Source organism: Dolichospermum sp. UHCC 0406 (assembly GCF_009712025.1).
Taxonomy (GTDB): Bacteria; Cyanobacteriota; Cyanobacteriia; order Cyanobacteriales; family Nostocaceae; genus Dolichospermum; species Dolichospermum lemmermannii.
Window position 1 is genome coordinate 116,567 of sequence record NZ_VILA01000022.1, and the last position, 23,623, is coordinate 140,189.

Consider the following 23,623-nt stretch of genomic DNA (forward strand, 5'->3'; position numbering starts at 1 on the left):
GTATCTAGGAGAAAAAACCATGAAAGCGATATTAATGACAGCAGCGGGTAAACCGGAAGTTTTAGAATTACAAGAAGTTCCCCAACCCATACCCACAAATAAAGAAATTTTAGTGAGAATTTTGGCGGCTGGTGTTAATCCCATTGACACAAAATTACGTCAAAGGGGGACATTTTACCCTGAACAAATGCCAGCTATTTTAGGATGTGATGGTGCAGGTATAGTGGAAGCTGTGGGTAATGATGTCCAAAAATTTGGCGTTGGTGACGAAGTATATTTTTGCTATGGTGGTTTGGGTGCAAAATCTGGAAATTATGCAGAATATACCATTGTTGATGAAAGATTTGTAGCCTTTAAACCCAAATCGGTTTCTTTCACCGCAGCAGCAGCAGCACCTCTGGTTTTAATCACTGCTTGGGAAGCTTTATATGAACGGGGAAGACTTGAACCAGGAGAAAAGGTATTAGTTCATGCTGGTGCGGGTGGTGTTGGTCATGTGGCTATTCAATTGGCTAAACTCAAAGGTACAGAGGTAGCGACTACGGTTAGTTCTCTAGAAAAGGCTAATTTTGTCACTCAACTTGGTGCGGATAAAATCATTTTTTACAAGGAAACTGATTTTGTCGCATCTGTATTAGAGTGGACTAATGGTGAAGGTGTAGATTTAGTTTTTGATACTGTTGGTGGTGATACTTTTGAAAAATCTTTTCCCGCAGTGCGACTTTATGGGGATATTGTGACTATTCTTGAACCGAAAGCTAACACTGTTTGGAAAGTTGCTAGAAATAGAAATCTCCGCATTGGTTTAGAATTAATGTTAACACCGATGTTGTTAGGAAATGTGGAAGCGTTAATACATCATGGAGATATTTTACAAGAATGTGCTAATTGGATAGATGAAGGGAAGTTAAAAATTGAAGTTAGTCAGACGTTCCCTTTAGCGTCAGCAGCAAAAGCACACGCTTTAGTGGAAACTGGTTCTGTGCTGGGTAAGGTTGTTTTGTTAAATTAATCATTAAGTAGGGAATTTGTTGAGATTGTTTTGTCACTTTAGTTATTTACAAAGATGGGATTTTTCTCAACTTTGGCAAATAAAAAACACCGTTAAAAAAATAAACTTATTATCTGCGAAATTAGGAAAAATCATCATATCTAATTCCGCAGTAATATTGTTTATTTGTATATTTGCTATATTTTTATTTCCTATTCCTACTTTTGCAGTCCCAAATGAACCCATAACTTTAACTTGGGAATTATTACAAGAACGAGTTAAAACACCAATTTTGCGAGATGGTAATTTAACTGTAGATTTAAGGAAAATGGTAATTGATTTACGTCCAGAAAATGGTATTTTCCGAGATGATTTTTACCAATTACTCAGAAAAGAATTACAAAAAACTGGTGCGACGGCTTTGGGTTTAGATTTGAGTAATTCTGTAATTGAAGGTGATTTTTATGGGAGTGATTTGGGTTTAAGAACTCCTGTTTATGCTCAAGGTATAGCCCAAATTTTCACACATACAGAACGGGAACAGTTAGAAAGTTTACGTTCTGTATGTTTGCAATCTTTAACAAGGGCTTTTCCTAATTCTAAAGATTGTAAATCTTTGTTGAATAATCAGTCAAATAATTCTAGTAGTATTTCTGTGTTTCGTGGGGCTTTAATTATGGTAGAAAGTCGTTTTAATGGTGAGGTAAAATTTCCGAATACGTTCTTTCTGCAATCTGTAAATATTCAAGGGGCAAATTTTTTAAAACCTACTAATTGGGAGGAATCAAGATTTAGTAGAACTGTGAGTTTTAATGGGGCTATTTTTCACGCTCTTAGTAGTTTTCAAGGTAGCATTTTCTTTGACAAAGCTAATTTTCAAAATGTCAAATTTCTAGATGCTACTAATTTCCAAGGTGATGTATTTTGTGATGATGCAAAATTTAATCAAGGAAAATTTCAACAAATAGTTAGGTTTAATAGTAGTTATTGGCAAGAAAATGCTGATTTTTCTAGTGTGATTTTTAATAATCAAGTAAACTTTAACAGAGCTAATTTTCATCAATTTCTATTCATGAAAGATGCTATTTTTAAACAAGGACTAATTTTTCGAGAATCTGAGTTTAATCAATCTGTGGATTTGCAAAGTGCAAGTATTCTTAATCAAGCTGATTTTAGTGATGTTAACTTTGCGGAAACAGCATTTTTAAATGTTTCTGATTTGGTGTTTAATTCTAATCAAGCGAAAATTTTAGGTAATGTTGGAGAAATTGGCAAAAAGTTGATTGTCCCCACTTTACGCGGTAATCAAAATATTTTGCGGAATTTAAGTCAAAATTTCCGGTTACAACAGCAGGTTAGTGATGCAAATCAGTTAGAATATACAAAACAACGGTTAAGGTTAATTGAATTAAGTCATCAGTTGATAGCTATTAATATTAATACTGCTGCTGTGAATAGGTTGATAAATTTAGGTTTTTCCGCAACCCAAGCGGCTGAAATTCATCAATATCGTCAAATCAAACATTTTCGGAATATTAGCGAGTTACTAGTTTTAGCAGATGTGAATTTAGAAATATATAATCAGTTAAGTGATAGAATTATTGCCACTGAACCTCTGGTTTTTAGTGGGTGGGTAGTTAGATATTTAAGTTGGTTGTTATTGAGTTTATTATTGCTGTTAAGTGGTTATGGGACAAACTTTTGGTTAGTATTTGGTGTGGGTGGTGTAGTTATTTCCTGTTTTGGTGTATTATTTTGGTTAGTTGATCGCTATCGTCGTTTGTCTCCTGTAGCAATTGTTCCTAGATATTATGAAACTGTTTGCATATTATTGAGTTTTATTTGTTTAATATCTGGTAGTTTATTAGCAATTTTTCGGAATTCTGGGAATCCTTGGTTAACTCTACTGTGTTTATTTTTCATTATTTTTCCCTTACCTGGAATTTTATTATGGCGACTTTATCAACAAGGACGTTATCATGATTTAATGGATATTTCCTATTTTCGAGAAGATGGAACATTAAGACAATTAAGATTATTAATTGGGAGATTACCAGTTATTCCTAGAAATCCTAGTTTCCGGGAAAGATATATGCCACTATTATGGGATAAACGTTGGAATTGGCTGAATTATTATGATTTTAGTTTGAATAATTTGGTGAGATTGGGATTTAATGATATTCGTTTACGTGATGAACATTTACCAGGAATTATCTCTACCTTGGCTTGGTATCAATGGAGTTTAGGGTTACTTTATATTATTCTCGCTGGTTGGACTCTCTCGCGGACAATTCCCGGCTTGAATTTATTGATTTATCTCAAATAGATTGAAAATTTTTCAACTTTTATAAAAACAAGAACTTTATTTTTTACCGAATATTCTTGTACAATATACAGACGGTAAAATTACTTATTAATCCCATTCATCACAAGGTTGATAATTTATGAATGTAGCTAAAATCGGAATCATTGGTGGAAGCGGTCTATACAAAATGGAAGCGCTCAAAGACGTGGAAGAAATAGAAATTTCTACACCTTTTGGTTCACCGTCAGATGCGATTATTCTCGGAACTTTAGAGGAAACACGAGTGGCATTTTTAGCGCGTCATGGTCGTAATCATACGTTGTTACCTTCGGAGTTGCCATTTCGGGCTAATATTTACGCTATGAAGCAATTGGGGGTAGAATACCTGATTTCTGCTAGTGCTGTGGGTTCTTTGAAGGCTGAAGCTAAACCCCTAGATATGGTAATTCCCGATCAATTTATTGACCGAACCAAGAATCGCATTTCTACCTTCTTTGGTGAGGGAATTGTGGCACATATTGCTTTTGGTGAGCCGATTTGCCATAATTTGTCCGGGGTTTTGGCTGAAGCGATCGCTTCTTTGAATTTACCAGATGTTACATTACATAATGGTGGTACGTACGTATGTATGGAAGGACCGGCTTTTTCTACTAAGGCTGAATCTCATCTCTATCGGAGTTGGGATGCTACAGTCATCGGGATGACAAATTTACCAGAAGCGAAGTTAGCCAGGGAAGCGGAAATCGCCTATGCAACGTTGGCGCTGGTGACGGATTATGATTGTTGGCATCCTGATCATGATACTGTGACGGTGGAAATGGTAATTGGGAATTTACATAAAAATGCGGCGAATGCACAAAAGGTAATTCAAGAAACTGTGAAGCGGTTGAGTGCAAATCCCCCTGCTAGTGAGGCGCATTCGGCTTTGAAGTATGCGATTTTGACGAATTTGGAGAAAGCACCAGCAGCAACTAAGGAGAAGTTGGCTTTGTTGTTAGAGAAGTATTTGTAAGGTCATAGGGGATGAGAACTGACTGATTAAATCGGTCTATTCTCTCGCCCATGATAGATGCGTAAAATAATCACATCATCTTCAAGAATAGCGTAGTGAATAATATAGCCGTATTTACCAAAAGAAACTAAAAGTTTTCGTAATCCTGCTACGTCATCTACAATCGCGCCTCGATGTGGATTTTGCTGTAGAGTATCGCTAGAAGAGACTATTGTTTGTACTGCGCGTGCTGCTGCGTTAACATCATTAAGTGCGATAAAATCGTAATGACGATTTAAGTCGTTAATTGCAGTTTGGGTCCAAACTATCTGAGACATCAGCGTTCTTGATTGATTCCTAAGCTATTTACCCATTCCCGCACTCGTTCATGTTCCACTCCTGAACCTGTGCGACGATAGGCTTCTAGCGCAGATTTACTTTGCTGAATCATGTCGGCTTCAGTGAGAGGTTGAAAATTTAGTTCTGCATCTATTTCACCATACTCAAGTGATTCTTCTGTGGTTTGAGTAGGTTTATTTGTCAACAACCGCTCAAAATCTTCTAATTCCCCAGATGTACCAGTTAGCCATGTTAAGAGAAGGGTTTTTACTTGTTCTCCAGGTAATGGTTGAAGATGCTCTAGAATTTGTTGTCTAATATTGTTCGCTATCATAAGTTTTTGATTTTTGTGGTAGCTTTGCGTTTAATATAACATTTTTGGCGTTGGTGATAGATAGCCATATCATTAATCCCACCAATAAGTAATAACTACAGCATCTCGCTGTTGCCAAAGCGACTCACCTTCCAAACCTGCTTCCAATCTCATTCGTAACTGTCGCCCAAGTCGCAAACCATATTCTTCATTATTACCATCAGTAATATCCACTGAATCTGCACGCCACTTTTTACCCAAATCCAAAAGCTGAGACACGATACTATCTTGGTTTTCTGTCAAAATGTAGAGGGTATCCCCAGGATAAGCTACAAAGTGGATTATACTCGATTCTGGCATCGGGCGATAATTTGCCATTGCCAATAAAGTATCTACCAAACCACCAAAACTTAAACCATTTTCATCTGGTGCAAAAATTGGTTTCGTAAACAGAAAACTTGCCCATAGATGAGAATGTTGGCTAAGATCCCTAACAACCTCCTCCCCATTAAACTCATTAAAGCGACGTTGCCACACCAAAGCTGCAAAAAGTTCCTGGGGACTGTATTCTTGAGCTAGGGTTTGAATATTAGCTAAGTTCAACATAGAGAATTAATAACAGTTTGATTAAGTAGGTTGGCGTTAAAAATTGTCGTTATGGTAAGGGAACAGAAAAGAGGTTTTCAGCCTCCTAATTATAGGAACGGGCGATTTTAAACTATCTTTAGATTTAGGTGAAGTAACCAAAACCCGCACCTATACATTTTCCCCCTTAGAATGGGTGCTTTACAGTGTTTATTTATCAGAAAAAATGGTTATTGGCATTATATCATTATTGTCCAAAATTATCTGCGTTCATCTGCGTTTATCCTCTTCCATCTGCGGTTAATTCTTTATTGTTGTACCTCACTTGAATGGGAATTACTAGAAAATATCCCCGACTTCTTTAAGAAGTCGGGGATCTGAATAGGATCTTCATGAAAATTAGTCAGAAATGCCAGCATCTCGAAGGCGTTTTTCTAACTCTTCCAAACGTTTTAAGGCAGTTTCCTTAGCAAGTCGTTCTTGTTGCACTAACTCAGAACCCCAAAGTAGCAAATTACCATCTTGATCCCACCAGCGTAACCAGTAACCTTGACGGTTTTCGCGTTTTCCTTGCCAAACACCAATAAATAATTCCATTTCAGTTAACCAGTAACGGTTATTTTCATCTGAGAAACGCAATTTATAGTGTCCATTTTCATGCAAGTTATATATTTCTAACTCACCGATATCTGGTTGAAAAATAATGTAATTAGGAACTTGTAAAACCTGTTCATAATAAAACCATTTTCCGGGGGGATAGGTGTGTTTATTAGAATATTCACTACCATCGGTATCGGAAAGAAATTCTATTACCACCGCAGGAATTTGTCCCTGTTTGTGGGGGGTGTAACTGCGTTGGATTTGTTCTCTAGGCACTGTAATTTGCGGCACGTAAGCCCAGTCAGGGGCTTTGATGACAAATTTGCCATTAACTGTGGCGCAGATGCCGTAATTGGTGGTAGCAAGGGCAGTTTCTGGAAGTTTGCCAGCGAGTTCTAGGCTTTCTGTGAGTGCTGCTGCTAGACTGGGTTGATTGACATTATCCACAGGTTCATTGTCTAAAACAAAGTCTTCAGGTAAAAGTTCCCAAGTGATCTTGGTGGTGGAAGCACTTACAACCATAGGAAACACAAATAAGGGATTAAGTTCTAGTATATAGTTATTCTCAATCAAATGTGAACAGGACAATAATGAAATCCCTACCTCTAAACAACCTGAAAACTAAAGTTCAAACTTGCCCAATTATTCACATCCAAAACATAAGCATCATTAATATCAGTTGTCACTTTACTGGCGTTATGTAAATCTTGTAATATGGCTTGGGCAACTTCTAAAGGGTTGACAATGGGACTAATAGCCTGTTGATCTGTGGTAGGATATTTAGCGATCGCTAATGCCGTGAGAGTTTCCTTAAATGGTGCTGTACTCAGAATAATTTGGTGTTCACAAAAAGTATAACGAGTAGGCAGTAACCAGCCAGCTATCGGGTGATTCTCTGGGATTTTGACAGTTTTACCCGGAGGAATCAGAACTTCTATTAATTGGGGTTTGGTAGGAGGAATATCTGTCTGCAGGAAAACTTCCCAAGGATAAAAAGCAAAGGCATCTTGATAATTATTTAAACCCACTAAAATTAAGTATATCGGGCGATCGCTCAAATTTTCAATTTTATATTGCCAGCGACTACCCACAGGAATTGTCGGCATAGCTATTTCTTCATAGCCAGGTGTTTGCAAAGTGTTATCAATACTTGCAGTCCCCAAAGTATCCCTCACCATAAAAACACGGGGTAAAACGTTGTTAACAATCTCTAAAGTTGCCCTCACAGGTAAACGCGAAGAACCTTTATTTTCTGTCAACTGCCACAACTTTGATGCTAACAGAGTAGAAAATTTTGGTTTTAATCGCTGTACTGCCACCTTCACCGCTTCCCCAACTTCCCCTATCGTATTAATAATCAATTCACCACCCAGGCAAAAAAGACCATAACGGCTGGGGACTTGGGCAACTTTACCAAACACATAATCAGCAGTTTCTTCTACAGTAGCAATATTAGCAATCCGGTTAATTCCTGAAAAAACACTAGTAGCATCTACCCGTTCAATTCTTTCCAAACCCTGATCTAAAGCCACATTAACATGAATATTCCGAGGTAATACCCGAATAACTTCTTGGACTATTTGCCCAACTTGAGGTAAAGTAGTAATTTCTTTATTTGTAAATTGGGCTTTAGCTATTAACCCACTTCGTGATTTAACAACTAACTCTTCTCCCGTATCCAGAGTTAACCGAGAATTTACGCCATAATTTGTGAGAACTTGATTAGGTAATCCTCCTAACCATAATTTGACTGTTTTGCCATCATCATCTATGGCTTGAACTACACCAATACTTCTCAATTTATCAATCGGAAAATAATCAACAATTAAAGCATTTTGAGATTTTTTTGGCTCATTTACTAGACTTGGTTGTTGTTTTCCACCTAACTGATACATGGAAGTAGCAACACCAGAAAGAAAAACTGGGATTGTTTTGGCTGGGATAGTTTCCCACAAATATTGAGTTAAAGCATAAGTTAATAATCCCGCAGTCCAATTAGAGAAAAGAAATTCTCCGGCTTGCTGATTTAGTTCTGAAGTCGCATTGATAATCAGAGGATTATTATTAGCTGATTTATGATTTTTCAGTTGTGATAGAAATTCTAATTCTTCTATTTGTAAAGTTGCTGTTGATAATTCTGGACGGGTACGCATTCGTAAACCAGTGGGTTTTAATTCACTAGAATGATAGTAGCTAGTATCTAATATTGCTGTAACTTGATTTGTTGGGAGCGATCGCAATAATAATAACAGAGTTTCTGCCAATAAATAGTTTCTCGAATTTGTCCCCAATAAATTATTCTCATCAACAGGAACTATGGCATTATAGATCCCCGACTTCTTCAAGAAGTCGGGGATCTGCTCATTTCCCAAATTAACACGAGTCCCATAACCAGAAAAATGGAAAATCACCACATCTCCAGGTTTGGCTTGCTTACCCAAGTGATCTAAAAAAGCATTTTCAATAAATTTTCTGCTGGCTTGTTCATCAGTTAAAGTCAGAATATCTGACGCTGCAAAGCCACAACGATTAATTAACAATTCTGTTTGCAACTCCACATCAGTCACACACCCCCCCAGGGCAGGACTTTGTGGATATTGATTAATCCCTATCAATAATGCCAACTTCCGCTGGTTAGATTGTGCTAAAGCTTGGTAATAGGGATTTCCCAAACTCAACCACTCAGTTTCAGCTAACCCCAATGCCGCTAATAAGCCGCTAATTTGTTGTAAAAACCTACGCCGTTTCATAATTAACAGTCAGACTCCAGCCCAATAGCTAATAGCTTAAAGGCTAAAGTCCGTAGAGTAAAGTTTCTAATCTTAACCTAAACTAATACAGGGGCAATCCGCATAGCCCGGGTTAACTCAGCCGCAACTTCTGGACGAGAAAATTCCGGTGGTGGTAACTCACCCCGACGTAACATTTCCCGCACCTTGGTTCCCGACAGATGAACCCGTTCCTCTGGTTTGCTAGGACTGGTTTTAGTTGTGGCCATTTGTTTACTGCGCTTGCAATAGAAAGCGTGTTCAAACTTCATTGGTACAATTCCCAACTCTTCAGGGGCGAATTCATCAAAGATATATTGAGCGTCATAAGTGCCGTAGTAGTCACCCACACCAGCATGATCACGTCCGACAATAAAATGTGTACAGCCGTAATTTTTCCGCACTAAAGCATGGAAAATGGCTTCTCTAGGCCCAGCATAACGCATGGCTGCCGGGTTAATTGCCAAAATTACTCTATCTACAGGGTAATAGTGTTCTAGTAAAATTTCATAACAACGCATCCGCACATCAGCAGCGATGTCATCTTCTTTTGTTGCCCCTACCAATGGGTGCAAAAATAGACCATCAACAGTTTCTAAAGCGCACTTTTGAATATATTCATGGGCGCGGTGGATGGGATTGCGAGTTTGGAAACCCACAATTGTTTTCCAACCTTTTTCTCGAAACATTTCCCGTGACGCAGCCGGATCAATTTGGTAGCTGGGAAAATGGGGATGAGAGTCCCGTTGTAATAACCAGATATCACCAGCTAGGTTGATAGAACCTTGGTTATATACTACCTGCACCCCAGGATGTTTAGCATCATCAGTGCGATAAACATTTATGGCTTCTTGTTGTTTGTCGTAGGTATACTTCTCGGTCAGTTCCAATACCCCAATAAACTCGCCTCTGGGGTTATCCAGACGCACCAAACCGCCTGCTTGTAGAGGGGATGCTACTTCTTCGGTTACAGACAGTGTAATGGGAATTGACCAGACAATACCGTTAGCTAACCGCATTTGGGTGACGACTCGGTTATAGTCTGCTTGGTTCATGAAACCAGTCAAAGGACTAAAACCACCAATGGCAATCATTTCTAAATCAGAAACTGCTCGTTCATCAAGTTCCACACGCGGTAAAAAGTCAGCCTTAGAGAGAAATATTTCTCTTTGTGCTGAGGAAGCAACCCGGTTAATTAACTCTCCACCGTGGGCGGCAATGGCATCTGGATGGTAACTCAACGTAATTTTTCCCTAGTTGTTGCAGACTATGTACTAAGTTACCAAATTATTGGTACACATTGTTAAATTTCTGTGAATTTTTTTCCTTTGCCGGTCGGAAAGGGTGAGATTAGGAAAAGATGGTGTATTTTACACTGCTAATACTAGTAGTTCGTCAAGATAAAAATGATGGACTGTAGTGTGAGCGTCTCGCTCACGCGGGCAAGACTTGTACTGAGCAAGCGATGCCCTGAGCCTGTCGAAGGGTCGAAGTATGCCCGCACTGCCAAAAACCCGTCAGGGAATAAATTCTCTGTCTCATAGCTCAAGTCCGTTAAAACGGACTAATGAATTTTCCTAGTATTTAGTCATCTTTTAGATGACTTTCGCTATTAGCAAGGAACTTGAGTTCCTTGCGGGATGAAGATTTTGCGTTAAGTTGACACCAATAAAGCTCTTGCTTTACCCCTACCTCCTAAATGCTTATTACGCAAAAACAAACTGTTTAGGATCTGTCAAACTCAAACTACTGGCTTGAATTCCCGTCAGAGTAGCTAGAGTTTGATTATTGAAGACAATCGCAGTATCTGCACCAACTTGATTTAACTTGAGTGTGGATGTGGTAATACCTAAACTGACAGCACCACTAATCCCAATCACATCAGTCCCCAGTTGGAAGTCAAGCACGGTATTAGCAGCTTTCGGTAGTTCAGCGTTGACAATCCAGAATTGGTCAGTACCAGCACCACCGGAAATTAAGTTACCACCACCAAGACTAACTCTGAAGATATCTTTACCATCACCACCCAAAGCCCGGTCATTGCTACCCAAGTAGAAGGTATCATCACCGACACCACCGGATATGCGGTTATTACCTTGGCCATCTCTAGCATCAAAGGTATCATTACCATCGCTACCGAAAGCGCGATCGCTCTTATTCACAAAGATAGTATCATCACCGCTACCCAGATCAACGATATTGCTACCTGAGTTGGGAAAAACAGATACAGTGGACAGGTCTAACTCATCTTTACCTGCACCTGTAAATACAATATTGTTTTGACCATCGAATTGACTACCAGGAGTGGCAATTAATTTATCATCTCCTGGAGTTCCTACAGTTGTAGATTGGTTGACTGCGAGAGTAAAGATATCATTGACAGTTGCCCCGGCTTTATCTGTCGCAATTACCTTGACATCTAATTTACCGACATTTCCTGTGTTGGGAGTACCACTAAAGGTGCGAGTTGTAGAGTTGAAATTCAGCCAATCTGGTAAATTACTACCATCAGCTAACGTGGCAGAATATTTAATTAAATCAGGAATTACACCATCCTTGAGCAGTGTATTTTCAAATGTATCTGTTACTAACTGATGCAGTCTGGTTGTGGGATGAACATCGTCCCAAAAAGCATATTGATCAGGGTTAACTGGCGTAGTGACTGTAATTAGCGGCTGAGTAATATTCGTGAATTTGTAATTAGCAGGATTAGTCTGAAATGCTGTACTCAAACCAAAGATGTCTACTAAAGATAAATCAACATTGAGGGCTGGTTCTAAGTTAGTTAAAGCTTGAGTTAAAGCTGCATTAAAACCAATAGAAATTGCTCTGGCATTCGCTACATTGTTATTAGCAATACTCAAAGGAGTAGCACCCAAGTCTGATAAATTGCCAACGACAATTTCTTTAGCACCTAATCCGGCTAAAGTTGTAATTGCACTACTAATATTAGTAACTGCATTAGTCACAGCCTGAGTAGGATCTGTGGCAAGATTCAGAAAATCATTAGCACCAGTCCAGATTACATACAGTCCATCTTTACCAATAGAATTGGCATTTACAGTTTTAAATTGCTGAATTTGTGTGAGTAATCCAGGTACGGTTATTTGCCCAAAAGTATTACTTACTCCTGTATTTGCGCCCAAAAAGGCGTAATTTTGAATTGATTGGTTTGTAAATTGTAAATCAGGTGCAAAGTAATCAACCCAAATTAAGCCATTAGAAAGACGACCTTGATAATTAGGTGATGGTGGAAAGGTGTTACCAGATGCTTTGTAGGCATTACCTGTATCTGAGAGGCTATCACCAAAGATGACGAGGTTTTTATAGGGATTAACTGCGTCTGGATCGGAGAAGGTATCTTTGGGTAGTGTAAATGTAAAGGTAGAATTGACCTTAACTGTTTGATCTAAAAGTGGATTTTTGAGGATGGGTGCGGTATTCACGTTTTGTACCTTAATAGTGAACGTATCATTAACAGATGCTCCTGTTTTATCTGTAGCTGCTACTTTAACATTCAGATTCCCTACATTATCATTAGTGGGAGTACCGCTAAAAGTCCGAGTTGTAGAATTGAAGGTTAACCAATTTGGTAAAGCATTACCATTTTCTAATGTTGCTGAATAGGTGAGAATATCACCCGCATCAATATCTGTGAAGGTATTGGTGGGAATTTGGAAGTTGAAAGCAGTTCCTTGTTTAGCATTTTGATCTGCGATTAGGTTAGCAACTATTGGTGCATTGTTTACGACTGCCACATCATCATTGGTAATTGTTCCTACGGCTGTAGCGGTGGCAATTGTGGGATTGGTGGGATTGGAAAGGGCGCAGGGCCTGCGCCCCTACAGATTTTCCAATTTACTGACTGTATTAAATTCAGTAATAATACTGTAGTCATGATTAAACATAATCTGTAATCATGATGAATATATATGAACTCAGAGTGTACACATGGTATTAGATATCGTAAATAATACGCTGGACTCTACCACCAGCCTTAATCTAAGCGGGACAAATCAGTTATTCACAAATATTGACATAATAGGTAATACTTATTTACTCAAAGATACAGCCAACAAATATTTTGCTCAAGCAGGAACAAATACCCCAATTACTATCAGAAATGGTGGACAACAAATCTATCAAGATATCTATTCAGGATGGCAAACTCTAGCAGTAGAAACCGTGAATGGAGATAATCAAGTTCTCTGGAAAAATGTTTCTGGAAACTTCCTGCATATCTGGCATTTAGATAATAATTGGAATTGGATTTCTTCTGAAGGAGCATGGGGATTAAATTCTGCTGAAGCTTTGGGTAAAGAATCTGTTTTTGCTATAGATGTAAATGGTGATGGTGTTATTGGTATTGAGAAACCAACAATTACTATTAGTGCAAGTGATGCTAATGCAGGAGAAACTTCAACTGGACAAACTGCAAATCCTGGTCAGTTTACTTTTACAAGAATAGGAAATATAGCTTCATCTTTATCTGTTAATTACTCTGTTGGGGGTACAGCAACTAATGGCATAGACTACAACGCATTAAATGGGATTGCGACTTTTGCAGCTAATTCTTCTACAGCTACGGTTAACATTAATCCCATTGATGATGCTATTTATGAAGGCAATGAAACAGTAGTTTTGAGCCTAGTAAATAATGTTAATTATGTGGTTGGAACTGCTAATAATGCCACAGTTGTAATTGCTGATAATACTAAAACCAGTCATTTAGGATTGGTTACTGACTTTAATAAAGACGGTAAAACTGACATTCTCTGGAAAAATCTATCTGATGGAAACCTTGGTGCTTGGGCAATGAATGGGACCTCTGCTAGTTGGATAGACCTTGATGATGGAGGTGATAAAAATGATGGAGCTTGGTATTTTGTAGGCACTGGAGACTTTAATAATGATGGTAATACAGACATTATTCAACGTTATCACTGGGTTAATTCTCCAGGTTATGTTCGTATTTGGTTAATGAATGGTAATCAGCGCATTGATATTAAGGAGATTGAGGCAGTATCGAGCAATGATTGGCATATTGTAGGCACAGGTGATTTTAACCAAGATGGTAATGTAGATATTCTCTTGCGTAATTATGTCACAGGTGCTAATCAGGTTTGGATGATGAAGAATTATCAAGTTATTGGTCGAGTTGATTTAGAAGCTGATACCAATCTTAATCAGCGCATTGTGGGAACAGGTGACTTTAATAGTGATGGCAAGATTGATATTCTTTGGAGAAATGCAACTACAGGGGATAATTCCATCTGGTTGATGAATGGCGTAAATCGCGCTAGTACCGCCAATGTTGATAAGGTTGGGGATCTCAACTGGCATATTATGGGCGCGGCAGATTTCAATAATGATGGTAAATCCGATATTATCTGGCGCAATTATGCCAATGGTCAAAATCTTGTTTGGTTAATGAATGGTAGCACTCATACAGGTGATCTAGATATTCTAGATGAGCCTAATCGCAATTTCACTATTGTGGGTAAATCTGATCCTGTTGGCATTTGGACAACCGACTATTTCGGAAATAAAGATTTATCAGGTACACCTACTTACACAGAAGGTTTTACCGATATTACTGGCAGCTTTAGCCGGGATTGGGGTAATGGATCTGTCCCAAATACTCCGACGGATAACTTCTCTGCACGTTATCAAACTACTCATTATTTTGCACCTGGACTGTATCATATTACCACTGGTGCTGATGATGGCATTAATGTAAAAATTGGTAATGAATATGTAGTAAATAAGTACAATCAAATTGGCTGGTATTCTGGTTACTTCCGTTCAACGGGTGGGTATTATCCTGTTACCATTGAATATAAGGAAGATTCTGGTATTGCTTCAATAAATTTCAAACTGGAAGGACATCAGGCTTTCAATGACAATGTAGATACTTCAAAATACTGGAATGGATCTATTTACCATTGGGATGGACAAGGTACTGCACCTTCCTTTGATATTTTCCGTGATCAGGGGAATCTGATTGGTAATGCTAATTTAGGCTCTAATGTTCGCAGTGATGGCAAAATTGGTATTAATGCTAATTGGGGACAAGATGCGCCTAATGGTGATAACGCTCGTCTCCCTCATAATTTCTTTGTGATGGGTGCTTGGACTCTACAATATTTTGATGGTAGCGAATATAAATTCCGGGTGCGTGGAGATGATGGTTTCCACCTCTGGGCAAATGGTGCTTGGGGACAAGGCGGTTCTTACAATATCACACCTGCTAATCAATGGTTATATGCTTATGGTGACTATTACGAGGTGAAATTCACTTTGCCTGCGGGTTGGTATGATGTCGGTTACGATATGTGGGAAGGTGGTGGTGCTGCATTTATGGATATATCTTGGGAGAAAGTTGTTGTAACACCACCTGCACCATCCGGTTTAATGACTACTTCAACTCGTTTAACCCAGTTACAGAATGGACAGTTAAATGGTCAATACATTGATGTAGATGGTTATCCCAGTGAAAATATATATCAATGTTGGGATTTAGTTGCTTATGCCACAGGAATTAATAGCTCTAGTCCTTATTACTTCACCACTAACTGGAAACGAGGAGCTAATGTCATGGGAAATGGTAATGTGGCTGTAGGTACTGCGATCGCAACTTTTGCTGGACCAAATAATAGTTATGATAACGGTTCCTATCAACATACCGGAATTTTTGCAGGTTATGGAACTCAAAATGGAGTATCTGGTTTTTATTTGTGGCAACAAAATCCTGGAGCAGTTAACTTGGGATTTTATCGGAATAATGGGACAGGAGTTGGTGATGCCGACAACTACTATGTGATTCAGTCTTGATTTCTAGTTTGGTAGGGGTTTAGCAATGCTAAACCCCTACGATATCGGGTACACAAACCGATAAAATATTGGGTACAAAATCGGTAGATATTTAGGTTATTTCCATATCCAAAAATGTCGAAAATCAAGATAATTCCTCAACATGAAAATCATTGTAAATATGTCGCTGCTAGTTAGTCGTTGGGTAATGGTTTAGCAGTGCTAAACCCCTACGTTTTGGGGAGGATAAAAAGATGTAGGGATGTGGGAGAGCGAAAATTCGACCGTAGGAATCGCTTTTAGGGATGATGGAATGGAAGTTTCTAGAATTTAAAGCAGGAAACATTGATCTAATTTCACAACAGATAAACACTACAAAGAATTACCCACTCAAAGGAAAACCTATTACCATTGCTAGTGATTTTGATGAACCTATGCCTGAACTTTGGCAAGCATTAGCAGAATGATTTTTCTAGATACCCATATTTGGCTATGGTTGCTTCATGAGCCTAGTCAATTATCACAAGCAGCGCAAGAAGCTATTGAAAGTGAAGAATCCCAAAATGGCTTATTAATTTCAGCAATTTCTGTTTGGGAAGTAGCAGTTAAATCTAGTGTCAATAAATTAGTTTTGCCTTTACCCATTGATGAATGGTATCAGTTAGCGCAAACTGCAAATGCCAAGTAAACTAATTTTTGATAAATAATATTATTACAATGAGAATTATTGCTCGGACTACCCTAAGAGAATATTGGCAAAAATATCCTGATACAGAACAGCCTTTAAAAGCATGGTTTGATGATGCTACCCGTGCAAATTGGCAAAGTCCATCAGACATTAAAGAAGTTTATGCTAATGCCAGTATTATTACTAATAATCGATTAGTCTTTAATATTAAAGGTAATAATTATCGTTTAATTGTCCACATTCGTTATGAGATTGGGATTATTTTTATTCGTTTTATTGGTACCCATCAAGAATAATCACTGTTTTGCGATGATGGGAGGAGCGATAGCGAAGCCCGACCTAGGAATCGCTTTTAGGAATAGGGGGAGTGCGATAGCGAAGCGCTGCTGCAAGCAGTTCGATGTTTGGGGATGTGGGAATGCGATAGCGAAGCGCGACCTAGGAATCGCTTTTGGGGATGTCGAGGAGGTGCGATAGCGAAGCGCTGCTGCAAGCAGTTCGCTGTTTTGGGGGTGGGGGTGCGATAGCGAAGCGCTCCGCAGGAATCGCTTCATGAAGAGTACAGTTTTCTACGCACAGGAGCAAAGGGAATTTCTTTACCCTTTTGTTGATAATCTTCCTTCACTAACTCCCAGGCTAATTTTAGTTCTTGCAAAGCTTCTTCGGGAGTATCACCAAAAGCTGAAATGTTAGGTATTTCTTGGAAATGTGCTAACCAATCTCCTTGTTCATCAATATATAAATTAATTGTAAAGCCATTAAAATTATAATTATTTAAAGTCATTACTGATTTCCCTCTTGATATTCAAAGAACTGCTGAATTTGATAGAGTTTTGCTTTTCCATCTTTACGAGGTTGAATTGGTAAAGGTTTGCCACTCGGTGAATACCATAAACGATGACTTCCTTTTTGACGACTAAATTCCCACCCATTCTGAATGAGGAGAGTTTCAAATTCATCAAAAGTTAGATTTTCTGGACTATTTTTAGCTTTTTGCCATAGTTTTTCTTTTTTAGTCATCACCAAGGCTATTATTTAGTAGATTATCCCTTGATTTTATTATAGTCTGACAGGAATTTAATTTGTGACAGCGCAAGCGCTGACTTGTCAGTTCGCTTTTTGGGAATGTGGGAAGTGCGATAGCGAAGCGCTGCTGCAAGCAGTTCGCTTTTGGGATGTGGGATGTACCATTTTTGGGGATGTGGGATGCGATCGGTTGTTTGTAGCAATCATATAGTAAAATAATAAATAATTTTTTTAAATATTTAATAATGATTGAAAGTCTATATCTTGATACCAGTATTATTGGCTATCTAACAATTAGACCAAGCACTAATCTAATTACTGCTTCAAATTCAGTAATTACACAAAATTGGTGGGATACTCGTCGGGAAAATTTTACTCTATATATTTCGGAAGTAGTTCTAGAAGAATTAGCCAGAGGAGATCAAGAAATAGCTACTAAACGACTGGATCTAATAAGTGAGTTACCATTATTAGCACTCAATGAAGCAGTGGAAGAATTAGCCCAGCAATTTCTGACAAAAAGCAATCTTCCTCCTAAAGCATCTGATGATGCCTTGCATATTGCCTTAGCCACTGTTTATAAAGTAGATTATTTGTTAACATGGAACTGTAAACATATTGCCAATGCACAAATCCAGAAAAAACTCTCACAAATTAGTATTCAATCTGGATATGAACTACCAACGATTTGTACACCTTATGAACTTATGGGAGATTAAATATGTGGAAAGATGAAGTATTAGAAGAAATTTACAAAATCCGAGAAGAACACGCTAAAGCTTTTAATTATGATTTGCATGAAATTTGTCAAGATTTAAGAAAAAAACAGGTAGCTAAAAACAGAAAAGTTATTACTCAGCCGCTCGTAACATTATCATCCTCAACTAAATAGGCTCGCTGTTGTAGGGGATGATGGGAGGTGCGATAGCGAAGCGCTGCTGCAAGCAGTTCGCTGTTTTGGGGGATGATGGGATGCGATAGCGCAAGCACTGCTGCAAGCAGTTCGCTTTTTAACAAGGAGATTGAAGGCGATATAATGGTAGTAATGCAGTATAGGAAAAAGTTATGATTCAAACCTTAGATGCTCTGTTCGATGGTACAGCCCTTCTTCCTGAAGTACGTTTAAACTTACCATTAGTGTTCCATGTAATACTCAATCCCTAGCTCGCTTGATTACCTCGAATTAAATAGCGAACTTCCTCAAGTATAACATTAAATCTCTGATCACTTTCAGCCTGTCTTTCTTTTATTAATTCCATATTTTGTTGATTTTGAGCAGCCAATTGTAACAAAGCTTGAGCAGTTATTCTTAAACCATCTATACCATCTTTAACCTCAGTCATACTTTCTCTTAATTCACTTACACTTGATGCTAATTCATCAAGCATTTCGTCATTCCAGCGTTCTATAGTCATAGTATATTCCTAATTACAAACTCAATTCATATTTCCTATTTTACAATACAATAACTTGCTTTGAGATTAGGAGCGATAGCGAAGCCCGACCTAGGAATCTCTGTTTGTCACTGTTGTGATTACAAAATAACCCAGATTCCTGAGATTGATTACACTTCTAAGAGGATGTTTGAAAAGTTTTTAATGTATAAACTGACCCCTCTCCAAACCTCTCCCCTTGCAGGGGAGAGGCTTTAAAACCCCCATTCCCTTGTAGGGAAGGGGGGTAGGGGGGTTAAGTTTTTGGAGATTATGGGTTTCATATAATACTTTTCAAACAACCTCTTACAGCAGTTTTCGATCAAAAAAATGCAAACCAAACTACAGAGATTTTGCCCCGTCAGGGCTTAACGCATTGCGCTAAACCCCTACGGGAGAATTAGATTCTAAGCAAAGACAAACTGTTTAGAATCTGTCAAACTCAAACTACTGGCTTGAATCCCAGTCAGAGTAGCTAAGGTTTGATTGTTGAAGACAATCGCAGTATCTCCACCAACTTGATTTAACTTCAATGTTGATGTGGTAATACCTAAGCTAACAGCACCTTGAATACCGATAACATCCGTACCCAGTTGGAAGTCAAGCACGGTATTAGCCGAAGAGGGTAATTCAGCATTGACAATCCAGAATTGGTCAGCGCCGGCACCACCGGAAATTAAGTTACCACCACCAAGACTAACTCTGAAGATATCTTTACCATCACCACCCAAAGCCCGGTCATTGCTACCTAAGTAGAAGGTATCATCACCCACACCACCAGATATGCGGTTGCCACCTTGACCATCTCTAGCATCAAAGGTGTCATTGCCATCACTACCGAAAGTGCGATCGCCCTTATTCACAAAGATCGTATCATCACCGCTACCCGAATCAACGATATTGTTACCAGCAAAGGGAGAACTTGCACCCAAGACAGTATCAACAGTGTCATCACCTGCGCCAGTGAAGATGGTGTCATTGATGCCATCAGTGCCACCACTGACAAACAAATCATCTTTACCAGTTGTCCCCGCCACATATTGGGTAGCTTCTGCTATAGACGCAGATAGACCTAGACGGGGATCAAGGGCAAGAGGTTTGTCTAGTTCCAAGACCACCATCTCATTGTTGTCAATTCCTGGAGGACGACCAATGGAGAAGGGATAGTTGTTATCGTTTGCCACCAAAATGGTTTTGCTATCAATTACCAACACATCTTCAATGGTTTGGAAAGGCATATTGTATGTAGTTTTGCCATCACCATTGAGATCCTTAGCATCTTGGATATTTAGGAGGTCTGCGACTTCCTCTTTGGAAACAAAGCCATTAGCATCAATCTTGCTGAAATCAACTTTGAATATCTTCTTGAAAGCGGCTGTAGTACCTTGGTTATTATCGCGTTCAATAATTAGGAACTCGTTGTTATTGATGGGAGTGAAATCACCGATCGCATTACTGGTACTGGCTAATTGATAACGTCCTACCAATCCTTGGTAGCTTTCACTGGCTACATCGAATTTATAAATCCGTACAGAACCAGCAGGATCGCCGACAACAGTTCCTTCCAACATCGGATAGAGGGTTTGACGGTCAGGGCTAAATGCCATGCCTTCAAAGCCTTGGGAGCGGTTCAAATTCGCTGTTACGAGGTCGCCGTAGTAGGGTTGATTAGGAGCAAAGTATTCTGGGGAATTATTGAAGTAAGGAGTATTTAAATTCCCGTTGGGATTAGCGTAGCCTGTACCAGCCAGGTAATTATTTACTAAGACAGAACGCCCGGTTTTTGGAAAATCGGTAAAAAAGCCGTCTACACCCAAATCAATGAATTTACGGAATTCTGCACCGGGGTCGCCTTTATAATCTGCGGGGAGGAAGAAACTGTCATTCCGCAAGGTGTAGAGGTGAACGATTAAACCTGCTTTGTGGGCATCTTGAATGAGGGTTGTAGGAGCGCCTAAAATGCGATCGCCATCACTGATTTGTCCATCACCATTGAGATCATCAGGCTGTCCATCCTTATTGGCATCCACTGTCAACTGAGGAATAATCCGCTGTTTATTAGGACCAATTCCTTTAGCGTAGGTAGCAATTTCGGCTAAACCTGCGGGGGTGGACAAATTGGTATAGGTGCGGGTATCACCAGCAACTACAAAGTCATAAGGTTGACCTGAACCACCAAACAATTGCACCAGAGGAATATCAATCCCTGCGGTGGGCATGATGGTGTTTTTCAGCGCCTTGAGGTTGGCAACTTCAAAGGATTGAATGAAGATCCGAGATGGGTCGGTAAAGTTCTCAGCTTTGAGGGTGTCTGCTAAAATTTGGCTAGTATTGATACCTTGCTGTTGAAAGAAAGTAGGATGTTTGGTTTCAGGATAAATACCGATTTTGCGACCTGTTTCTAGTTCGACTTGTTTCACCAAATCAATGACTTCTTTCAGGGTTGGTACTTTCAATCCATCTTGATCGAAAGTAGTACCACGCAAAGCAGGAATCCGTTCAATCGCATTCAGTTCCTTAACTTCTGCCAGGGTAAAGTCTTCAGCAAACCAACCGACGACATTGCGACCATCTAAATTTTTGATTTTCAGGCGATCGGCAAACTTATCCCGTAAGTAAACATCCGTACTCGTATCAGTAGTATTGATAACTGGCTTACCATTAGCATCTCGTTGAATTGTGCCATCAGTATTGAGAACGCCGACTGCTAACATGGGTTCATGACGGGCAATTAAGACACCATCTTTTGTTACCACTAAATCGGGTTCAACGAAATCTGCACCTTGAGCGATCGCTAATTTGTAGGATGCTAGGGTATGTTCTGGACGTTCACCACTTGCACCCCGGTGACCGATGACGATGGGGGCTTTGCCTGTGAGGGTATCAAATTTAGGAGTAGAGAGAACAGTGGGATTTTGGGGCGATCGGACTTGATTAGCAGTAATTTGATCACGCACCAAATCTCCTGTACCGGGGAAGTCAGTAAAGTAACCATCTACACCCAAACTAATGAATTGACGGTACTCCAACTCAGGATTGTTATTGTAATCTGATGCTAGAGAACGGCTTTCATTGCGGAAGGTGTAAGGATGGACAACCAAACCCTCTTTGTGGGCATCACTAACTAAGCTGGTGGGTGCTAGGGTAACTTTATCCGCATCGTTAATCACACCATCGTTATTGAGATCGTCAGGTTTACCATCATTATTGTTATCAACTGTTTTCACCGAAACAATCTGCCGTTTCCAGGGTCCAATACCATCAGCGTAGGCAGCAATTTCTTTCAAACCAGTAGGAGTTAATAAATCTCCATAGGTGCGGGTGTCTCCCTTAACAGTGAAATCGTAGGGACGAGCGTAAACATCTTGATACAACAGTGTGCCATCGTTGGCGACATCGTAGGCATCAAGCAATTGCACTAAGGGCAGATTCACACCAGCAGTCGGCATGATGGTGTTGTTTAAATCCTTGAGATTGCTGACTTCAAAGGACTGAATGAAAATCCGTTTGGGATCAGTAAATCCTTTGACTTTGAGGGTGTCAATCAGTTTTTCTTCCAGAGACAAACCCAAATTGTCGTGATAGGTGGGGTGTTTGGTTTCAGGATAAATACCGATTTTCTTACCAGTTTGTACCTCAACCTCTTTCACCAAATCAATAATTTCGCCCAGGGTAGGAACTTGGAGAAGACCGTTGTATAACTGATCTCGGAAACCTTGAGGCATTACAGCCCGCAGAGTTTTAATTTCTGCCAAGGTAAAATCTGAAGCAAAGAAACCTTCTTCAGCAACACCATCTACTATCTTAGTAGTTTTCCGACTAGCAAATTCGGGACGACTAGCTACATCGGTGGTGTTAATCAGGTTAGGTTCATGACGGGCAATTAATACCCCATCCTTAGTGGATACCAAATCTGGTTCAATGAAGTCTGCACCGCGCAAAATTGCCAGGCGGTAAGCTTCTATTGTATGTTCTGGTAGTTCACCACTAGCACCACGATGGCCAATGACAATGGGGGCTTGACCGTTGAGGGTATTTAGTTTAACAAGGTTAGGAGTGGCGAAGGGTGCATCTAATAAAACACCATTGCTATTGAAATGTAGTAGGTAAGTTCCAAATTCATCACCGACCCAAATATCGCCCTTAGCATCAATCACAAAGGACTCTACATCAAAGTCAGCCCCGGTCAGTTCCCGTTTGGCTGTGTTTTTATTGACAATATCAAAGGGGATTAATTTATTGGGGTCAGAGAGTTGAATGAAGTTTTGAACCGCTACAGAACCATTAGCGTTTTCTGTACCCGCAAAATTGGGGTCAACTTGGTAAAGTCGCAGGAGGAAATCAGCACTGTTATTTTTTGCCCCAAAACCGTTATCTGCTAAGAACCAAAAGACAGAACCACCACCATTAGGAGCAAATTGGACACCACTAAAACCTTGCACAGGTTGACCAGGAAAGGGTGTGGTACGTCCATTGGTAGGATTAGGTACAGCCGCACCCGAAGCTGGTCCAGCAGCTAAGGTATCGGCGGGTAAAGAAGCAAAACCTTTGAGTGTCACCATAGGAGAAGTAATATTTAAAGTATTTTGAGAGAAAGACAATTTGCTTATGAGAAATTGCAGGTAATGGCATCAACAATATCAGTCGAAAGTTAAGATATTATTGTCTATAGTTTAGATTTATTTAAGTGCTGATTAAGGTTGTACTTAAGTAACAAAATCTCTAAGTTAAGATTATTGATTTGGTAGGGGGAAACTATGAAAGCTTTAGA

The 23,623-nt window shown here is 39.3% G+C and carries 21 protein-coding genes and 1 pseudogene; 11 read left to right on the top strand and 11 right to left on the bottom strand.

Translation table 11 applies throughout. The features are described from left to right. Positions 1 to 19 precede the first annotated feature (19 nt). The 3 genes from FJR09_RS19275 (at position 20) to FJR09_RS19285 (ending at position 4,308) form a co-directional block, all read left to right on the top strand. Positions 20 to 1,012, top strand: coding sequence for a zinc-dependent alcohol dehydrogenase family protein (locus FJR09_RS19275; protein WP_015079743.1), 993 nt, complete (start codon positions 20 to 22; stop codon positions 1,010 to 1,012). A gap of 16 nt (positions 1,013 to 1,028) precedes the next feature. Further along, on the top strand, positions 1,029 to 3,317 hold the full coding sequence (locus tag FJR09_RS19280) for a pentapeptide repeat-containing protein (protein WP_015079744.1): 2,289 nt from the start codon (positions 1,029 to 1,031) through the stop codon (positions 3,315 to 3,317). Positions 3,318 to 3,435: 118 nt separating this feature from the next. Continuing rightward, positions 3,436 to 4,308 (top strand): S-methyl-5'-thioadenosine phosphorylase, encoded by an 873-nt coding sequence (locus FJR09_RS19285; RefSeq protein WP_168652992.1) that lies wholly within the window; start codon positions 3,436 to 3,438, stop codon positions 4,306 to 4,308. A gap of 26 nt (positions 4,309 to 4,334) precedes the next feature. Here FJR09_RS19285 and FJR09_RS19290 read toward each other — a convergent pair whose 3' ends face one another. The 3 genes from FJR09_RS19290 to FJR09_RS19300 form a co-directional block, all read right to left on the bottom strand. Further along, entirely contained in the window at positions 4,335 to 4,625 is a 291-nt protein-coding gene (locus FJR09_RS19290) for a type II toxin-antitoxin system RelE/ParE family toxin (protein WP_168652993.1), read from the bottom strand. Beyond that, entirely contained in the window at positions 4,625 to 4,960 is a 336-nt protein-coding gene (locus FJR09_RS19295; RefSeq protein ID WP_168652994.1) for a hypothetical protein, read from the bottom strand. The genes FJR09_RS19290 and FJR09_RS19295 overlap by 1 nt, the downstream gene beginning before the upstream one ends. Positions 4,961 to 5,032: 72 nt before the next feature. Continuing rightward, complete coding sequence (locus FJR09_RS19300) at positions 5,033 to 5,545, bottom strand: hypothetical protein (protein WP_015079748.1); 513 nt, start codon at positions 5,543 to 5,545, stop codon at positions 5,033 to 5,035. 100 nt (positions 5,546 to 5,645) lie between these two features. Here FJR09_RS19300 and FJR09_RS19305 point away from each other — a divergent pair. Continuing rightward, a pseudogene (locus FJR09_RS19305) lies at positions 5,646 to 5,785 on the top strand (magnesium-protoporphyrin IX monomethyl ester cyclase); the annotation flags it as partial. 138 nt (positions 5,786 to 5,923) lie between these two features. Here FJR09_RS19305 and FJR09_RS19310 read toward each other — a convergent pair. From FJR09_RS19310 to FJR09_RS26250, 4 genes are all read right to left on the bottom strand, one after another. After that, entirely contained in the window at positions 5,924 to 6,646 is a 723-nt protein-coding gene (locus FJR09_RS19310) for a Uma2 family endonuclease (protein ID WP_174782887.1), read from the bottom strand. 83 nt (positions 6,647 to 6,729) lie between these two features. Further along, entirely contained in the window at positions 6,730 to 8,874 is a 2,145-nt protein-coding gene (locus tag FJR09_RS19315; RefSeq protein WP_168652995.1) for a caspase family protein, read from the bottom strand. Between the two features lie 77 nt (positions 8,875 to 8,951). Further along, on the bottom strand, positions 8,952 to 10,133 hold the full coding sequence (gene sat / locus FJR09_RS19320) for a sulfate adenylyltransferase (RefSeq protein WP_168652996.1): 1,182 nt from the start codon (positions 10,131 to 10,133) through the stop codon (positions 8,952 to 8,954). 465 nt (positions 10,134 to 10,598) lie between these two features. After that, positions 10,599 to 12,650 carry a putative Ig domain-containing protein gene (locus tag FJR09_RS26250; RefSeq protein ID WP_168652997.1) on the bottom strand — a complete coding sequence of 684 codons (2,052 nt, stop codon included), beginning with the start codon at positions 12,648 to 12,650 and terminating at the stop codon, positions 10,599 to 10,601. A 193-nt stretch (positions 12,651 to 12,843) separates the two neighbouring features. On the opposite strand from FJR09_RS26250, the gene FJR09_RS19330 reads away from it, so the two are divergent. The 4 genes from FJR09_RS19330 (at position 12,844) to FJR09_RS19345 (ending at position 16,689) form a co-directional block, all read left to right on the top strand. After that, entirely contained in the window at positions 12,844 to 15,726 is a 2,883-nt protein-coding gene (locus FJR09_RS19330; protein WP_168652998.1) for a BPSL0067 family protein, read from the top strand. Positions 15,727 to 16,010: 284 nt separating this feature from the next. Then, on the top strand, positions 16,011 to 16,172 hold the full coding sequence (locus tag FJR09_RS19335) for a hypothetical protein (RefSeq protein WP_168633541.1): 162 nt from the start codon (positions 16,011 to 16,013) through the stop codon (positions 16,170 to 16,172). Further along, positions 16,169 to 16,393, top strand: a complete 225-nt coding sequence (locus FJR09_RS19340) for a type II toxin-antitoxin system VapC family toxin (RefSeq protein WP_015079754.1) — start codon at positions 16,169 to 16,171, stop codon at positions 16,391 to 16,393. The genes FJR09_RS19335 and FJR09_RS19340 overlap by 4 nt, the downstream gene beginning before the upstream one ends. A gap of 29 nt (positions 16,394 to 16,422) precedes the next feature. Then, positions 16,423 to 16,689, top strand: coding sequence for a type II toxin-antitoxin system HigB family toxin (locus tag FJR09_RS19345; RefSeq protein ID WP_015079755.1), 267 nt, complete (start codon positions 16,423 to 16,425; stop codon positions 16,687 to 16,689). Positions 16,690 to 16,943: 254 nt separating this feature from the next. On the opposite strand, the gene FJR09_RS19350 is transcribed toward FJR09_RS19345, so the two are convergent. Continuing rightward, positions 16,944 to 17,177 carry a type II toxin-antitoxin system HicB family antitoxin gene (locus FJR09_RS19350; protein WP_015079756.1) on the bottom strand — a complete coding sequence of 78 codons (234 nt, stop codon included), beginning with the start codon at positions 17,175 to 17,177 and terminating at the stop codon, positions 16,944 to 16,946. Next, positions 17,177 to 17,413, bottom strand: coding sequence for a type II toxin-antitoxin system HicA family toxin (locus FJR09_RS19355; protein ID WP_015079757.1), 237 nt, complete (start codon positions 17,411 to 17,413; stop codon positions 17,177 to 17,179). Before FJR09_RS19355 ends, FJR09_RS19350 begins: the two co-directional genes overlap by 1 nt. 64 nt (positions 17,414 to 17,477) lie before the next feature. Between FJR09_RS19355 and FJR09_RS19360 the strand changes: the two genes are divergently transcribed. The 3 genes from FJR09_RS19360 to FJR09_RS19370 are packed head-to-tail and all read left to right on the top strand — an operon-like array spanning position 17,478 to position 18,311. Continuing rightward, positions 17,478 to 17,630, top strand: a complete 153-nt coding sequence (locus tag FJR09_RS19360; protein WP_158310516.1) for a hypothetical protein — start codon at positions 17,478 to 17,480, stop codon at positions 17,628 to 17,630. 34 nt (positions 17,631 to 17,664) lie between these two features. Further along, on the top strand, positions 17,665 to 18,138 hold the full coding sequence (locus FJR09_RS19365; protein ID WP_015079758.1) for a type II toxin-antitoxin system VapC family toxin: 474 nt from the start codon (positions 17,665 to 17,667) through the stop codon (positions 18,136 to 18,138). 2 nt (positions 18,139 to 18,140) lie between these two features. After that, a complete protein-coding gene (locus tag FJR09_RS19370) occupies positions 18,141 to 18,311 on the top strand; it encodes a hypothetical protein (protein WP_015079759.1) in 171 nt (56 codons plus the stop codon). 268 nt (positions 18,312 to 18,579) lie between these two features. On the opposite strand, the gene FJR09_RS19375 is transcribed toward FJR09_RS19370, so the two are convergent. Together FJR09_RS19375 and FJR09_RS19380 are read right to left on the bottom strand one after the other, a co-directional pair. Continuing rightward, a complete protein-coding gene (locus FJR09_RS19375; protein WP_015079760.1) occupies positions 18,580 to 18,834 on the bottom strand; it encodes a hypothetical protein in 255 nt (84 codons plus the stop codon). 425 nt (positions 18,835 to 19,259) lie between these two features. Further along, the gene (locus FJR09_RS19380; protein WP_254433158.1) at positions 19,260 to 23,453 is read right to left on the bottom strand and encodes a glycerophosphodiester phosphodiesterase family protein; all 4,194 of its coding nucleotides are present in this window, start codon (positions 23,451 to 23,453) and stop codon (positions 19,260 to 19,262) included. Positions 23,454 to 23,623: the final 170 nt, after the last annotated feature.

Coding starts and splice junctions, on each gene's coding strand:
- FJR09_RS19275 (WP_015079743.1), top strand. CDS start 20: ATGAAAGCGATATTAATGACAGCAGCGGGTAAACCGGAAGTTTTAGAA.
- FJR09_RS19285 (WP_168652992.1), top strand. CDS start 3,436: ATGAATGTAGCTAAAATCGGAATCATTGGTGGAAGCGGTCTATACAAA.
- FJR09_RS19290 (WP_168652993.1), bottom strand. CDS start 4,625: ATGTCTCAGATAGTTTGGACCCAAACTGCAATTAACGACTTAAATCGT.
- FJR09_RS19295 (WP_168652994.1), bottom strand. CDS start 4,960: ATGATAGCGAACAATATTAGACAACAAATTCTAGAGCATCTTCAACCA.
- FJR09_RS19300 (WP_015079748.1), bottom strand. CDS start 5,545: ATGTTGAACTTAGCTAATATTCAAACCCTAGCTCAAGAATACAGTCCC.
- FJR09_RS19310 (WP_174782887.1), bottom strand. CDS start 6,646: ATGGTTGTAAGTGCTTCCACCACCAAGATCACTTGGGAACTTTTACCT.
- FJR09_RS19315 (WP_168652995.1), bottom strand. CDS start 8,874: ATGAAACGGCGTAGGTTTTTACAACAAATTAGCGGCTTATTAGCGGCA.
- FJR09_RS19330 (WP_168652998.1), top strand. CDS start 12,844: ATGGTATTAGATATCGTAAATAATACGCTGGACTCTACCACCAGCCTT.
- FJR09_RS19335 (WP_168633541.1), top strand. CDS start 16,011: ATGATGGAATGGAAGTTTCTAGAATTTAAAGCAGGAAACATTGATCTA.
- FJR09_RS19340 (WP_015079754.1), top strand. CDS start 16,169: ATGATTTTTCTAGATACCCATATTTGGCTATGGTTGCTTCATGAGCCT.
- FJR09_RS19345 (WP_015079755.1), top strand. CDS start 16,423: ATGAGAATTATTGCTCGGACTACCCTAAGAGAATATTGGCAAAAATAT.
- FJR09_RS19350 (WP_015079756.1), bottom strand. CDS start 17,177: ATGACTTTAAATAATTATAATTTTAATGGCTTTACAATTAATTTATAT.
- FJR09_RS19355 (WP_015079757.1), bottom strand. CDS start 17,413: ATGACTAAAAAAGAAAAACTATGGCAAAAAGCTAAAAATAGTCCAGAA.
- FJR09_RS19365 (WP_015079758.1), top strand. CDS start 17,665: ATGATTGAAAGTCTATATCTTGATACCAGTATTATTGGCTATCTAACA.
- FJR09_RS19370 (WP_015079759.1), top strand. CDS start 18,141: ATGTGGAAAGATGAAGTATTAGAAGAAATTTACAAAATCCGAGAAGAA.
- FJR09_RS19375 (WP_015079760.1), bottom strand. CDS start 18,834: ATGACTATAGAACGCTGGAATGACGAAATGCTTGATGAATTAGCATCA.